At 71.6% G+C, this 13,283-nt stretch carries 13 protein-coding genes; 4 read left to right on the top strand and 9 right to left on the bottom strand.

The features are described 5' to 3' along the window. Positions 1-153: 153 nt before the first annotated feature. The gene (locus WME98_RS28810; protein ID WP_437944945.1) at positions 154-3,306 is read left to right on the top strand and encodes a hypothetical protein; all 3,153 of its coding nucleotides are present in this window, start codon (positions 154-156) and stop codon (positions 3,304-3,306) included. A gap of 97 nt (positions 3,307-3,403) precedes the next feature. On the opposite strand, the gene WME98_RS28805 is transcribed toward WME98_RS28810, so the two are convergent. Beyond that, the gene (locus WME98_RS28805) at positions 3,404-4,354 is read right to left on the bottom strand and encodes a LysR family transcriptional regulator (protein WP_437944944.1); all 951 of its coding nucleotides are present in this window, start codon (positions 4,352-4,354) and stop codon (positions 3,404-3,406) included. 125 nt (positions 4,355-4,479) lie between these two features. On the opposite strand from WME98_RS28805, the gene WME98_RS28800 reads away from it, so the two are divergent. After that, a complete protein-coding gene (locus WME98_RS28800; RefSeq protein ID WP_437944943.1) occupies positions 4,480-5,328 on the top strand; it encodes an oxidoreductase in 849 nt (282 codons plus the stop codon). A gap of 82 nt (positions 5,329-5,410) precedes the next feature. Here the strand turns inward: WME98_RS28800 and WME98_RS28795 are convergent, their stop codons facing one another. The 4 genes from WME98_RS28795 to WME98_RS28780 all read right to left on the bottom strand — a co-directional run bounded on the left by WME98_RS28795 (position 5,411) and on the right by WME98_RS28780 (position 7,906). Next, a complete protein-coding gene (locus WME98_RS28795; protein WP_061622585.1) occupies positions 5,411-5,926 on the bottom strand; it encodes a putative immunity protein in 516 nt (171 codons plus the stop codon). Positions 5,927-5,976: 50 nt separating this feature from the next. Next, positions 5,977-6,219, bottom strand: a complete 243-nt coding sequence (locus tag WME98_RS28790; protein ID WP_061622586.1) for an anti-sigma factor family protein — start codon at positions 6,217-6,219, stop codon at positions 5,977-5,979. Between the two features lie 6 nt (positions 6,220-6,225). Next, positions 6,226-6,963, bottom strand: coding sequence for an RNA polymerase sigma factor (locus WME98_RS28785; protein WP_437944942.1), 738 nt, complete (start codon positions 6,961-6,963; stop codon positions 6,226-6,228). Between the two features lie 91 nt (positions 6,964-7,054). After that, positions 7,055-7,906 (bottom strand): alpha/beta fold hydrolase, encoded by an 852-nt coding sequence (locus WME98_RS28780; protein WP_437944941.1) that lies wholly within the window; start codon positions 7,904-7,906, stop codon positions 7,055-7,057. Positions 7,907-8,335: 429 nt separating this feature from the next. On the opposite strand from WME98_RS28780, the gene bioA reads away from it, so the two are divergent. Continuing rightward, complete coding sequence (gene bioA, locus WME98_RS28775) at positions 8,336-9,619, top strand: adenosylmethionine--8-amino-7-oxononanoate transaminase (protein ID WP_437944940.1); 1,284 nt, start codon at positions 8,336-8,338, stop codon at positions 9,617-9,619. A 105-nt stretch (positions 9,620-9,724) separates the two neighbouring features. Here the strand turns inward: bioA and WME98_RS28770 are convergent, their stop codons facing one another. Then, complete coding sequence (locus WME98_RS28770) at positions 9,725-10,744, bottom strand: hypothetical protein (RefSeq protein WP_437944939.1); 1,020 nt, start codon at positions 10,742-10,744, stop codon at positions 9,725-9,727. Positions 10,745-10,889: 145 nt separating this feature from the next. After that, entirely contained in the window at positions 10,890-11,162 is a 273-nt protein-coding gene (locus WME98_RS28765; protein ID WP_437944938.1) for a hypothetical protein, read from the bottom strand. Between the two features lie 104 nt (positions 11,163-11,266). Here WME98_RS28765 and WME98_RS28760 point away from each other — a divergent pair, with 104 nt between their 5' ends. Continuing rightward, positions 11,267-12,112 (top strand): GFA family protein, encoded by an 846-nt coding sequence (locus WME98_RS28760; RefSeq protein WP_437944937.1) that lies wholly within the window; start codon positions 11,267-11,269, stop codon positions 12,110-12,112. 65 nt (positions 12,113-12,177) lie between these two features. Here WME98_RS28760 and WME98_RS28755 read toward each other — a convergent pair whose 3' ends face one another. Continuing rightward, entirely contained in the window at positions 12,178-12,603 is a 426-nt protein-coding gene (locus WME98_RS28755; RefSeq protein ID WP_437944936.1) for an STAS/SEC14 domain-containing protein, read from the bottom strand. A 97-nt stretch (positions 12,604-12,700) separates the two neighbouring features. Beyond that, positions 12,701-13,261 (bottom strand): STAS/SEC14 domain-containing protein, encoded by a 561-nt coding sequence (locus WME98_RS28750; protein WP_437944935.1) that lies wholly within the window; start codon positions 13,259-13,261, stop codon positions 12,701-12,703. Positions 13,262-13,283 lie beyond the last annotated feature (22 nt).

The following is a 13,283-nucleotide window of genomic DNA, read 5'->3' as shown; positions in this document are numbered from 1 at the left end:
CTGTCAACGTGGCGGCGCGGCCTTCGCGGCGCGCGACGCCGCGCCGCGTCGTCGTCGGAGGTGCGAGCGCGCCGGCAGAGCTCGGCGAGGATCCTGGCGCTGTCTCGATTTGTGGCCGCGAAATCCGCCAGAGGATGGTACTTTGGCCGGTGGATGTCGACCCCGAGCTTTCTACGTTGCTTCGCGCTGCTCCGCGCGTTCTCGGCCGCCGCGCTGACGGCGGGGATCTCCGCCGTTTCGTGCAGCGTGCCGGACTTCGAGTTCCCGCCGGCAGGCGGCGCCGCCCCCCCGCCGCACTGTACCGATGGCACGCAGTCCGACGGCGAGACGGGCCTGGACTGCGGCGGCGAGTGCGATCCGTGCCCGCTCGGCGCCGGCTGCGCCGCGAGCCGCGACTGCGCCGAGGGCGAGTGCATCGACGGCATTTGCCAGGAAGCGGGTTGCATGAACGAAGCCCGCGACGGCTCGGAGTCGGACATCGATTGCGGCGGCAGCTGCGACAGGAAGTGCGCGACCGGCCAGGACTGCAACCAGGGCAGCGACTGCGAGAGCCGCGTGTGCCAGGAGGGCCTGTGCGTCGCGCCGACCTGCACCGACGGCGTGCACAACGGCACCGAGAGCGACGTGGACTGCGGCGCCGACTGCGGGGGCTGCGAGGACCGAAAGAATTGCCGCTCGAGCAGGGACTGCCTCAGCAGCGATTGCATCGACGGGGTGTGCGGCCCCACCTGCCCGGATGGCTACGCCAACTGCGATCGCCAGGTCGAGGGCGAGTGCGAGGTGAACCTGCGCGGCGACGTGGACAACTGCGGCGACTGCGGCCAGAAATGCGCGCTGCCGCGCGCGACGGCCGAGTGCCAGGGCGGCGCTTGCAAGGTCAAGGAGTGCGAAGCGCCGTACGCCGACTGCGACGGCGACCCCGAGAACGGCTGCGAGGTGAACACCGCGATCGACTCGAGCCATTGCGGCGCGTGCGACGAGCTGTGCCCGGCGGCGAACGGCGACGCGTATTGCGAGGCGTCGGAGTGCAAGGTCGAGTGCGACGAGGGCTTCACCGACTGCAACGGCCTGGTCGGCGACGGCTGCGAGAGGGCGGTCACCCGCGACGTGTTGAACTGCGGCGGGTGCGGCATCGAGTGCAAGCCCACGGCGGGCGGCAGGCCCTGGTGCCGCGATGGTGAGTGCGGAGAGACGGTGTGCCCGGCCGGCAGGGGCGACTGCAACGGCGACCCCGAAGACAGCTGCGAGGTGAACCTGGCCGCCGATCCGGAGAACTGCGGCACGTGCGGCAGCCTGTGCACGGTCGCCAACGGCACCGGCAAGTGCACGGCCACCGGCTGCGCCGTCGGCACCTGCGCGCCGGGCTTCGCCGACTGCGACGGCATCTACGAGAACGGGTGCGAGACCAGCACGGACACGAGCCTCAGCCACTGCGGCGGCTGCGGCGAGACGTGCACCATCGCCGGCGGCGCCCCCAAGTGCGAGGGCGGCGAATGCAAGGTGAGGACCTGCAACAGCGGGATGGGCGACTGCGACGGCGACCCGGACAACGGCTGCGAGACGAACGTCAACTCCAACCAGACGCACTGCGGCGCCTGCGCGGCCGCCGGCGGCGTCGACTGCAACACCATCTACGCGAACGCCACCGCGACGTGCCAGAGTGGCGCCTGCGCCTTCGTCGGCTGCAAGGCGGACTACGCCAACTGCAACAGCTCGCTGAGCGACGGCTGCGAGGCCAACATCAGGACCGACGAGGGGCACTGCGGCGACTGCAGCACCCAGTGCAACACCATCCACACCACCAGCAACCAGTGCCTCGACGGCACCTGCAACCCGGTGTGCACGACCGCGCAGTACGACGACTGCGGGGTACCGAAGAACGGCTGCAACATCGATCTGTACAACGACGAGAGCAACTGCCTCGGCTGCAACCTCGTTTGCCAGAGCGGGTCGAGCGCCCACGTCGTCAGCAACACGTGCAGCTCGTCGGGCTGCAACCCCGTGTGCGCCGGAGCCTACGAGAGCTGCGACGGCAACGCGAACAACGGGTGCGAGACGGACACCGCCACGAACCCGAGCCACTGCGGCGACTGCAACCAGGTGTGCAGCACCGCCTCCGGCGCGCACGTGACCAGCAACGGCTGCAGCGGCGGCCAGTGCCAGCCGGTGTGCAGCGGCGCGTGGCGCAACTGCGACGGCAACGGCATGAACGGCTGCGAGAAGGACACCGCCAGCGACATCAACTCTTGCGGCGGTTGCGACACCCGGTGCCTCACAGCGCACGCGAGCGCCACCACCTGCACGGCCGGCGCCTGCGTGCCCACCTGCAGCGCGGGCTGGAAGGCGTGCGCGAACCCGGAGGCCGGCTGCACCACCCAGCTCGGCACGGTCAGCAACTGCGCCGATTGCGGTGACGTGTGCAGCAACGCGCACGCGAGCGCCGTCGCCTGCACCGCCGGCACCTGCGTGCCCACCTGCAACCCGGGCTGGAAGGCGTGCGGCGACCCGAGCGACGGCTGCACCACCCAGCTCGGCACCTCGAGCAACTGCGGCGACTGCGGCCACGTGTGCTCGGGAGCGAGGCCCATCTGCTCGAACGGCAGCTGCGTCGTCACGCCGGATATCGTCGTCGTCAACTCGCGCACCGGCAGCGTGGGCGTCAGCGGGATGGCGACGCCCATCATCAACGTGAGCCACACGCTGCAGTCGCCGTCGGGCAACGATCGCATGGTCCTGGTCGGGGTCGTCGCCTCCGAGAACGCGCTCGTGCCGGTGAGCGTCACCTACGACGGCACGCCGATGACGCTCTTCAACGGGGTGACGACCGAGAACAACGCCGCTGCGCGCATCTACTACCTCCTGGACAGCCAGCTGCCGGCCACCACCGGCACCAGGCCCGTGGTGGTGCAGATGGCGAACTCGGCCAGCTGGGGCGTGTCCTTCGCCAACGTGGTGGAGCTGAAGGGCGTGCATCAATCGAACCCGTTCGCGAGCACCACCTCGACTGGCCTCCTCAACAACGCGACGGACTGCAACGGCACGGCCCGAGGGGTCACCACCAACTTCAGCGCGACAAACTCGTTCGTGTACACGTTGATGGCGGCGCGCAACGCCAACGCCAGCCCCACCATCAGCCCCACCTCGGCCACATCGACGATGAACCTGCGCCAGACCTCGCCGGCGACCATGGTCGCGCTGGCCGGCTACCTCGTGGCCAACTCCAACACCACCATCTCCTGGAATGTGAGCGACTGCTGGAGCACCGCCGGCGTCGGCGTCGCCGTGCGGCGCGCCGGCGGCGGCTGAACCGAGGCAGCGCGGCCGTCGTCGTGAGGGGACAGCGCCGGCGCCGAGGGCGGCGGCGTGGCGCTGCGGCCGCGCTGGGCCGCGGGTGGGCTCGGGCTCACGCGGGGCCCTCGCCGCCGGAGGCGCCGGTCCGACCCGAACGACGCTTGGCCTTCTGCCCGCGAGCGCTCGTGACGCTCTCGATCAGCGCGCGGAGCTTCGGCTGCTCCTGGGTGCGCGCCGGAAAGTACAGGTAAAAGCCAGGTCCCTTCGTGATGAACGCCTCGAGCACGCGCTCCAGCCGTCCCTCGGCGAGGTCGCGCTCGATGGCCTGGTCGGGGACGTACGCGAGGCCCGACCCCGCGCACGCGAGCGCGACCATGAGCGCGATGTCGTCGACGACGATGCCGCCAGGGACATCGACCGTGATCGTCTTGCCCCGGCGTTCGAGCTCCCAGCGATACACGGTGCCGCTCGCGATGAGGCGCTGGCGGATGGCGCGGTGGCGGACGAGGTCCTCCGGCGCGCGCGGTCGCCCCGCCTTCGCGAGGTAGGCCGGCGAGCCGACGATCGACCACGACGAGTCGCTCGTGATCGGGACCCGGACCATGTCCTTCTCGACAGCGTCGCCGAGCCGGATGCCCGCGTCGAAGCCGGCTGCCACGAGGTCGACGAAGGCATCGTCGAGCGAGACCTCGATGGACAGCTCCGGGTACGCCTCCCGCATCTGCGCGACGAGCGGAGCGAGGAGCCACGCGCCGCTCATGCGCGGCGCGGTGATGCGGAGGTTGCCGGAGGGGCGCCCGCGGTAGTCGCCGAGCGCGGCGAGCGCCCCCTCGACGTCGGCGATCGCGGGCTGGAGGCGCCGAAAGAGGCTCTCGCCCGGCTCGGTGAGCGCGACGCGCCTCGTGGTCCGCTGAAACAGCACCACGCCGTACCGTCGCTCGAGGAGCTTGATCTTCTGGCTCACGGCGGTGGGGGTGACGCCGAGCGCGGCGGCGGCGGCGGTGAAGTTCTTGCAGCGGCCCACGGCGAGGAACGTCGTGAGCCCGTCGAGCGCGTCGATCATGCCCGATTATGAAGCGTACGTTCATAGAGCTTCAATCGTTCTGCGCATTTTCTTCAAGGTCGGGATGCTGCATGTTCACTCGTGCGAGGGGCGCTGAGCCCCCCGGACACCGAGAGGAGATCCCCATGGAGGCGAGCGAGAACAAGCGTGTTTGGTTCATCACGGGAGCGTCGCGCGGCATCGGCGCGGAGATCGCGAACGCGGCGCTCGCCGCCGGCGACCGGGTGGTCGCCACCGCGCGCGATCCGAGGAGCGTCACGGACCGCTTCGGGCGGCATGAGGCGCTCCTCCCCGTCGCGCTCGACGTGACGGACGAGGCGTCCGTCGCCGCCGCGGTCGAGGCTGCCGTCGCGCGGTTCGGCCGGATCGATGTGCTGGTGAACAACGCCGGCTACGGCGTCGTCGGCGCGATCGAGGAGACCCAGGGCGACGAGGTGCGGCGCGTCTACGAGACCAACGTGTTCGGCCTGCTCGCGGTGACGCGCGCCGTGCTCCCGCAGCTCCGGAAGCAGCGCGCCGGCCTGATCTTGAACCTCTCGTCGGTGGGCGGCTACCGGTCGGGGCCCGGGTTCGGCATCTACTGCTCGACGAAGTTCGCCGTCGAGGGGATCTCGGAGGCGCTGCACGCGGAGCTCGCGCCGCTCGGCATCTCGGTGACGATCCTCGAGCCGGGCTACTTCCGCACGGAGTTCCTGGAGGCGAAGTCCGTCGTGGCGACGGGGAAGGTCATCGACGATTACGCGGAGACCGCGGGCAAGGTCCGGAGCTACGCGAAGGAGGTCAGCCTCCAGCAGCCTGGCGACCCGGTGCGGCTCGCCCGCGTGGTCGTCGAGCTCTCCCGCGCGAAGAACCCGCCGCTGCGTCTGCCGCTCGGCACCGACGCCGTCGCCGCGATCGAGGCGAAGAACGCGCTCGTGGCGCAGGAGCTCGCCGCGTGGCGCGCGGTCTCGGCGTCGACCGACTTTCCGACGTGAAGCTCGCTGGCCGACCTGCTGACCCCGACAACCCCACGACCCGCCGTGGCTTCCTGGATGGAGCGGACCTCGAACGTCATGCTCAATCGACGAACACGTTCCAGCAGAGCGCGTTTCGCAGCTTCTGGTCGTCGAGGACGAGGTCTCGTATCTCGTCGGTCAGCTGTTCCCACTGCCACGCGCGTTCGGCGCGCGCGGCGGCGTCCCCTTGGCCCGGCGGCGCGGCTTCCCTGGCAGCCCTGATGGCGTACGCCGCGGCCCCCAGCTCATGGGCGGCGACATGCGCCACGGCCACCGCCTGACCCGCCGCGAGGGCGGCAAACCGGGCGGCGGGGGGCGCGTCGCGGCCTGCGGCGTTGGAGGCGAACGCCGCGTTGTGACACTCTCTCATCGTGGCCTCGCCCCGGGTCCACGCCCGCACGAGCGCGATCGCCCTGCGCGGCCGGTCATCGTCGGGCCTGTATTCATCGAAGAACCTCATGACGTGCTCCGCGCACTCCGCGGCCCAGATCGCCAGCGCGTGATGGGTGCCGTCCTCCAGGAGCCCTCCGCGGCGGATGGTGATGAACCGTGGGTCACGTTTTTTGGGGAGAATCATGTGCTGTTTGCTCTAGAACACTTCGTCGGCGGGATTCCTGACCCGCGGCGCTAGTCGGCGGTCGTCTTCCGCCGCTGGAACTGCGCGAACAGCGCGGCGCGGACCTCGTCGTGCAGCGGCTCGCCCGGGATCCCCCGGAGCGCGTCGATCGTCAGCTCCATCTGCCGCAGGTAGGTCCGGCACCGGTCGCACCACGCGAGGTGCCGCGCGCAGCCCTCCTCCTGCTCCGAGGACAGCTTTCCCTCGCTCCGGTCGGTGATCATCTCCGTCAGCTGACAGCATGTGACGACCATGCGCGCTCACCCCCTCGTCAGGTATCGCTCCAGCGCGGCCCGGAGCTTCGATCTGCCACGGTGCAAGAGGACCCGCTGGTTCGCCTCGCTGATGCCCAGGATCTCGCAGACCTCATCGGAGGGACACCCCTCCACGTCGCGCAGCAGGACCACCGCGCGCTGGCCAGGCACCAGCGCCTCGATCTCCCGCTGGAGCACGGCGCCGATCTCCTTGCGCAGCAAGAGCCCCTCCGGGCTCTGCTCCGTCCACGGGACAGGCGGGCTCACCCAGTCGCCCGTGCTGTCGAATCGAGCCGGCTCGACCGCGGGCTCGCCGCCCCGATCCCCGTCCTCCAGCCACGAGACGGGGACCGTGCGCTTCTCCCGCGCGCCCCACGTCCTGGCGCGGTTCGTGAGGATCCGGAACACCCAGGTCTTCAGCGCGGAGCGCCCCTCGAAGCGGACGAGCCCGTCGAAGACCGCCGCCCAGGTCTCCTGGACGACCTCCTGCGCGCACGCGGGGCCGGCGATGGTCCGGGCGAGCCGGAGCATGGGCGTGTGGAGCTGGGTCACGAGCCGCTCGAAGGCCTGCTCGTCGCCCGCGAGGAGCCGGCGGACGAGCGCGAGGTCGTCCGCCGACGCCGCGGAGCCGGCCGCGCCGTCCGTCGCGGGGAGCGGGCCTATCTCGGCCGATGCGCGCTGCGCCGGTGCGGCCGCAGTGCCGTCGGCGCCGGCGCCGGCGCCGGCCAGAGCGTCGTGGGACACGCGGCGGACGGTACCACGCCGCCGAGCCCCCCAGCAATCGACGCCGATCCGTGGCGGCTCGCCCCGGGGAGGACGGCGGCCGTCGGCCGGGTCACAGCGACGTCAGCGCGTCCGCGACCTCCCTCGGCTTCGTCAGGAAGGGGGCGTGGCCCGCGTCGATCGAGATCACCTTCTCGCAGGGCAACGCCGTGTACTGCTGCCTCTGCTCCGCAGGGCTGATGGCGAGATCCTGGAGCGCCTCGATGTAGACCCGCGGGACCCTCCCCCACCGCTCCTCGGTGACGTGGATGGGCTCGTCGAACGGCTTGGCGGGCTCCTCGCGCAGGTGGCTCTCGAGCGCCTCGATGTCCTCCGGGGAGCAATCCTGGCAGAAGGCGTCCTCGGCCCACCCCTCCTTGAAGCTCAGCGAGGTGCCGTCGCTCGACGGGGCCGCATACGCCTTGATCTCCGCCCCCGCGTCGTCGGCCCACTCCTGGTTCAGCGACTGGCCGTCCTTCATCAGGAACGCGGTCAGGTAGACCAGCGTCTTCACCTTGTCGGGCCGCTGCTCGGCCGCCTGGGTCACCACGATGCCGCCCATGCTGTGGCCCACGAGGATCACGGGGCGCGAGGCGCTGTCGATGGCCTCCACCACGGCGTCGGTATAGGCCTGCAGGCTGGCGCTCGCGAGGGGCGTCCGGTCCTCGCCGTGCGCGGGGAGATCGAGGGCGATCACCTCGTTGCCGCCGGCCTCGAGGAGCGGCACCACCTTGTCCCAGGCCCAGCCGCCCACGAAGGCGCCGTGGACCAGGACATACGTATTCTTCTCCGATCCCTCGGGGCCGCCGGCGCCGGTCGCGCCGTCGCCGTCCCCGCCGCCGCAGGCGGGGAGCGCGGACGACATGAGCGCCGCGGCCGAGATCATGGTGCCAAACCGAAGGACCTTGCGAAGCAGACCGTTCATGGATGTCTCCTCATCGTCGCCTGGCTCTGCTCGAGCGCGACGTCATCACGTGTCTCGACGTGCGATGAATGCGCGCGCACCTGCGCCCGGGCCTGTCCCCGGCGCGACGGCGGCTCATCCCGCTACGAGCACAGTCTCGGAGGGGGCCCGAACGTTACAGCCCGATCGAGGAATCGTACGGAGGGGGGTCGCGGCCTCGCGCCTCGGGGGCGGCAGCGCCGGCCCGGGGCCGCCGGGGCGCGGCGGCGCTGGGCAGGGAGGCCCCCGTGCCCGGCGGACCCTGGTGGCGCTGCGCGTTCTGGGCTAGACGCGCCGCGATGCCCTGGCGAACGATCGAGCTCCGAGGAACCCGCGCGCTCGCGCGCCGCAGCCCGCTTCGACGCGACGAGGACGGCACGCCGTCGGCTCGGCAGGCCGGAGGAGGGCGCCGTGGCTAGCGGGGACGACCTCGTCGCGCGCGACCGCCGCTGCGTGATGCACCCCTACGCCGCGCCCATCTCGAGCGCGCCGCTCTTCGCCGTCGAGCGCGCGGAGGGCGTCCGCCTCACCCTCACCGACGGCCGCGAGCTCGTCGACGGCATGTCGTCCTGGTGGGCCGCCATCCACGGCTACGGGCACCCGGCGCTGACCGCGGCGATCAGCGCCCAGCTCGAGCGGATGAGCCACGTCATGTTCGGGGGCCTCACCCACGCGCCCGCGGTCGAGCTGTGCGAGGCGCTCGTGGCGCTCACGCCCGAGCCGCTGACGCGCGTCTTCCTCGCCGACTCCGGATCCGTGTCGGTCGAGGTGGCGATCAAGCTCGCCTTGCAGTTCTTCATCGCGCGGGGGCGGCCGGAGAAGCGCCGCCTGGTCAGCGTGCTCGGCGGCTACCACGGCGACACGTTCGGCGCGATGGCGGTCACCGACCCCGTGAACGGCATGCACCACCTGTTTCGCGGCGCGCTCGCCCAGCACCTGTTCGCCCCGGCGCCCGGCCCGGCCTTCGGCGCGCCCTGGTCGCCGGAAGCGCTGGGCAGCATGGCCGCCCTGCTCGAGCGGCACGCGCACGAGGTGGCGGCCGTCATCCTCGAGCCCGTCGTGCAGGGCGCCGGCGGGATGCGCTTCTACCACCCGGGCTACCTGCGCGAGCTGCGCGCCCTCTGCGACCGCCACGACGTGCTGCTCGTCCTCGACGAGATCGCGACCGGCTTCGGCCGCAGCGGGGAGATGTTCGGCTGCGAGCACGCGGGCATCGCGCCGGACATCCTGTGCCTGGGCAAGGCCCTCACCGGCGGCACCATGACCCTGGCCGCCACGCTCTTCACGGAGCGGGTGGCCGAGACCATCGCCGGGAGCGATCCGCGCGTGTTCATGCACGGCCCCACGTTCATGGGCAATCCGCTCGCGTGCAGCGCCGCGCTGGCCAGCGTTCGGCTGCTGCTCGACTCGCCCTGGCGCGCGCGCGTCGCGGCCATCGAGGCGCAGCTAAAGCGCGAGCTCGCCCCCTGCCGCGCCCTCGACGCGGTGGCCGACGTGCGCGTGCTCGGCGCCATCGGCGTTGTCGAGCTCGAGCGGCCCGTCGACATGGCGCGCGTGCAGCCGGCGTTCGTGGAGCGCGGCGTCTGGTTACGGCCGTTCGGGAAGCTGGTCTATACGATGCCGCCTTACATCATCGCGCCGGAGGATCTGTCGCGCATCACCGGGGCCATCGTGAGCGTGGCGTCCGAGCTCTGATCCGCACGCGCAGGTCCCGCTGTTCGAGCGCGACCACAGCGTCAGCACGAGCGACCACGGCCTTCGCGCGCTTGCCCTTCGGCGGAGCCTGGCGCGCTCCATCGCTCACGGGCGCTGGAAGACGACCTTCCCCTGGGCGAAATCCGCGGTGACGCGGAAGTAGCGCAGCGCGCTGCCCCCGAGCGCGCCTTCCACCCTGGCGTCCATCATCGAGGACATGAACGCGTGGAAGCTCTCGTCCTTGCGGAAGGTGAACCACACCGGACCCACCTCGTGGGCCGCAATCGACACCCTGGGGACCTCGATGATTGCAAAGCCCGTGCGCCGCTCGGCGTCGGCGACGACGCGCCATTCTGGATGGCGGGAGCGCCAGCGCTCGAATACGTTGCGCGCGATGAAGCTCGTCCCCCGGGTCGCGGGACCGCCGTCGCCCAGGGTCGCGAGCGCCTCGGGCGTGAGGGTCAGGGTGGCGCCGGTGTCGAACAGCAGGTCGATCGGCTCCCCGTCGACGAGCACGGTGACGCGACCGAAGTGCATCGTGGGCAGGCCATCCTGGGCGCGAGGTAGATGGAGCGGGATTGCATCGGAGGACGCGTGGGCAGGGAAGTCCCCCGCGGCGCGCCAGAGCAGCTTTCGGGCCGCATAGTCGAACGTCCACGTGCGCCCGCCGAACCAGCCCTGGCCGAGGAACCCGTCCCCCTCGTCGAAAGCCTCGTCGAGGACCAAATAGTGCGTCTTCAGCTCGGGAGGCTGGTGAATGGCGAGCGGCGGTGGAATGCTCGCCTCGGCGCGCCAGGCGGGAATGGGCGTGAGGGAGAGCTTCTCCCCGTCCGCCTCGATCGTGCGGACCGAGAATCCGAGTCGCTCCACCGCCGGCGGATGGAGGAATTGCGTGCCGCCGCCCGTGTCCGTGTAGAGGCGCAAGGGTCGCCCGTCGACCATGACGGGGCGGACGAAGATGCGGTCCGCGACGAACTCCGCGGGCAAGGCGACGGGACGGCCCGGCGCGGGCTCCATGGGGCTGGGCGCGGCGACCGCGACGGGCGTGGGCGCGGGTCCGGGCGAGGGAGGCGCGGCGGGGGTGCACGCCGAGGCAAGGAGGAGCAACGGGACGAGGGCTCGCATGCCGACCGCGTAGCACGTGCGCATGGATGCGCGCGGCGTCCGTGCCGCAGGGGGGCGTCGTGTCGCCGACCTCGCGCGTCGGCAAGCTCGACCTCCCGCACCGCCACCGGGACGGCCGGCGGGCCGAGCGCACGCCTCCGCCGCGTCACTGCGGCGCCTGGAACGTCACCTTGCCCTGTGCGTCGAGCATCTGGATGCGCGCCTGCCCGTCGCGGTCGACGCCCAGGATGATGCGCTCGCGGCCCTGCGGGTCGGAGAGGACGATCTGCGCGTCCTCGTTGTGGTTCTCGATGGCGATGCGGCGCTGCACGACCTTGCCGGCGGCGATCACGTCCAGGTCCTGCGGCGGACGCGAGTTGATGAGGAAGCCGGCCAGCGCGTCGGCGCCGTCCGGGCTGATGCGCGTCACGAGTCCCATCGCATCGTAGTTGGAGGAGCAAGGAGCCGCCGCCGTGCTACCGTGCGCGCCCCGGTCATCGCGCCGGCGCACACGGTTCACGCACGACCACGGGAGGTACGACCATGACCAAGGGCGCGTGTCTATGCGGAACGGTCCGCTACGAGATCGACGGTCCGTTCCAGACCATGCTGAACTGTCATTGCTCGATGTGCCGCAAGTTCCACGGCTCGGCGTTCGCCACGGCCGCGGTCGCGCCGCTGCAAGGCTTTCGCTGGCTCGCCGGCGAGCACGCCGTCCGCGCGTCGAGCGCGAGCCGTTATCGCTCCTTCTGCGTCACCTGCGGCGCGGCCGCGCCGCTGCTCGCCCCGGATAGGCAGCTCGCCCTGGTCCATGCCGGCAACCTCGAGGGCGATCTCGGCATCGAGCCGCAGTTTCACCAGCTCGTCGGCTCCAAGGCGCCCTGGTACACGATCACGGACTCCCTGCCTCAGTTCGAGCAGTGGCCGCCCGGGACCCAGGCGCCGGTCGTGGAGCGCCCCGCGGTCGAGGCCAGAGAGGGAGTCACCCAGGGCAGCTGCCTGTGCGGCGACGTGGCGTTCGAGTTCGACGGTACGCCCCTGCGCATGATGTACTGTCACTGCACGCGCTGCCGCCGCGGGCGCAGCGCGGCGCACGCGGCCAACGTCTTCGTGGCCCTGGACAGGTTCCGCTGGGTCCGCGGCGAGGCGCAGGTCGCGAGCTACAAGCTGCCCGAGGCGCGGTTCTTCAGCGTGGCCTTCTGCACGGGTTGCGGCGGAGCGGCGCCGCGCCTGTCGCCCGAGCGCGGCTTCGCCGTGGTGCCCGCGGGCACGCTCGACACCGATCCAGGTATCCGGCCGGCGGCGCACATCTTCGTCGGCTCCAAGGCGAGCTGGTTCCGGATCACGGGCGACGTGCCGCAGTTCGACGAGCTGCCGCCCCAGGCCTGAGGACGGCATCGAGGGATCGGCCGCGGCGCCGGGGCCGGACGCCGGGAAGCACGCGGCAGGCGGCGTCAGGTGACCTGGCGCCGAGCGGCCCGGAGCGCGTCTCGCTGAGCGAACAGCCACGCGCGCGCCTCGTCCTCCGTGGCGAAGAACTGCTGCGGGTAGGGCCGTCCTGTGATCATGTGGATGCCCTTCGCGAGGAGCGCCACGATGACGCGCACGGAGAAGCTCGCTCCGACGAGAGCGACCGCATCGATGCGCGCGCTCCGCACCTCTTCGGTCAACACCTTGCGCGCCAGCGGCGGGATGATTCCCATGTGATGCGCGTCGGCGAGCACCAGGACATCGCGGCCGCTCTCCGCCACCCGCCGGAGGACGGTGAAAATCGCGCGCGCTCGGTCCTCGGTGAGCTCGCCGCGCATGGTCAAGCGCAGGAGGCCGTCGGGCTCTTCATGAACCTCGGGGCTCGCGTCCTCGGGGCCGAGATCGCTCATGCTGAGCATGCTAGCGCCTCTCGGGCACATCGTGCGCGCCCGCAGGGGGCGTGGACGTCGACCGCCGCGAGCTCGCCGACCTGCGCCCTGCTGGGCGTCATGCGCTCGAGCCCGGCCTGACCCGGAGCGCGTCTCGCTGGGCGAGCAGCCACGCGCGCGCCTCGCCCTCGGTGTCGAAGAACTGCTGCGGGTAGGGCCGTCCCGTGAGCATCTGCACGCCTTTCGCGAGGAGCCCCAGGACGACGCGCAGGGAAAAGCTCGCTCCGAGGATCGCGACCGCATCGACGCGCGTGCTCCGCACCTCCTCCGTCGTCGCCTTGCGCGCCGGCGCCGTGAGAAGGCCCGCCTGACGCATGTCGGCGAGCACCAGCACCTCGCGGCCGCTCTCCGCCACCCGCCGAAACACGCCAAAGATGGCGCGCAGTCGCTCTTCCCTGAACTCGCCGTCGATCGTCACATGCAGGATGCCGTCGGGCTCGTCACGTACATCGGGGCTCGCTCCCTTGAGGCCGAGATCGCTCATGCGGACCATGCTAGCTCCTCTGCGGCGAGGCGCGGTGCGCGCCCTCACGCTCAATGCCGCTGGCGATGGGGCGACGCGAGCGAGCGCATCGGTTGAGGCGGCGGACAGCGCCGCCCGCGCGCGCGCGGCGGTCACCGTCCCCCTCGGCAGCGCGCCG

This window comes from Sorangium sp. So ce296 (genome assembly GCF_051529605.1).
Taxonomy (GTDB): Bacteria; Myxococcota_A; Polyangia; order Polyangiales; family Polyangiaceae; genus Sorangium; species Sorangium cellulosum_D.
Note: the sequence above shows the minus strand (reverse complement) of the source record. Positions and strands in the feature narration are given on the sequence as shown.

Bases quoted from the DNA above. Each gene is read 5' to 3' on its own strand.
- WME98_RS28810 (WP_437944945.1), top strand. From the start codon at position 154: ATGTCGACCCCGAGCTTTCTACGTTGCTTCGCGCTGCTCCGCGCGTTC.
- WME98_RS28790 (WP_061622586.1), bottom strand. From the start codon at position 6,219: ATGGTCGTCACATGCTGTCAGCTGACGGAGATGATCACCGACCGGAGC.
- WME98_RS28780 (WP_437944941.1), bottom strand. From the start codon at position 7,906: ATGAACGGTCTGCTTCGCAAGGTCCTTCGGTTTGGCACCATGATCTCG.
- WME98_RS28795 (WP_061622585.1), bottom strand. From the start codon at position 5,926: ATGATTCTCCCCAAAAAACGTGACCCACGGTTCATCACCATCCGCCGC.
- WME98_RS28805 (WP_437944944.1), bottom strand. From the start codon at position 4,354: ATGATCGACGCGCTCGACGGGCTCACGACGTTCCTCGCCGTGGGCCGC.
- WME98_RS28755 (WP_437944936.1), bottom strand. From the start codon at position 12,603: ATGAGCGATCTCGGCCCCGAGGACGCGAGCCCCGAGGTTCATGAAGAG.
- WME98_RS28800 (WP_437944943.1), top strand. From the start codon at position 4,480: ATGGAGGCGAGCGAGAACAAGCGTGTTTGGTTCATCACGGGAGCGTCG.
- WME98_RS28770 (WP_437944939.1), bottom strand. From the start codon at position 10,744: ATGCGAGCCCTCGTCCCGTTGCTCCTCCTTGCCTCGGCGTGCACCCCC.
- WME98_RS28765 (WP_437944938.1), bottom strand. From the start codon at position 11,162: ATGGGACTCGTGACGCGCATCAGCCCGGACGGCGCCGACGCGCTGGCC.
- WME98_RS28760 (WP_437944937.1), top strand. From the start codon at position 11,267: ATGACCAAGGGCGCGTGTCTATGCGGAACGGTCCGCTACGAGATCGAC.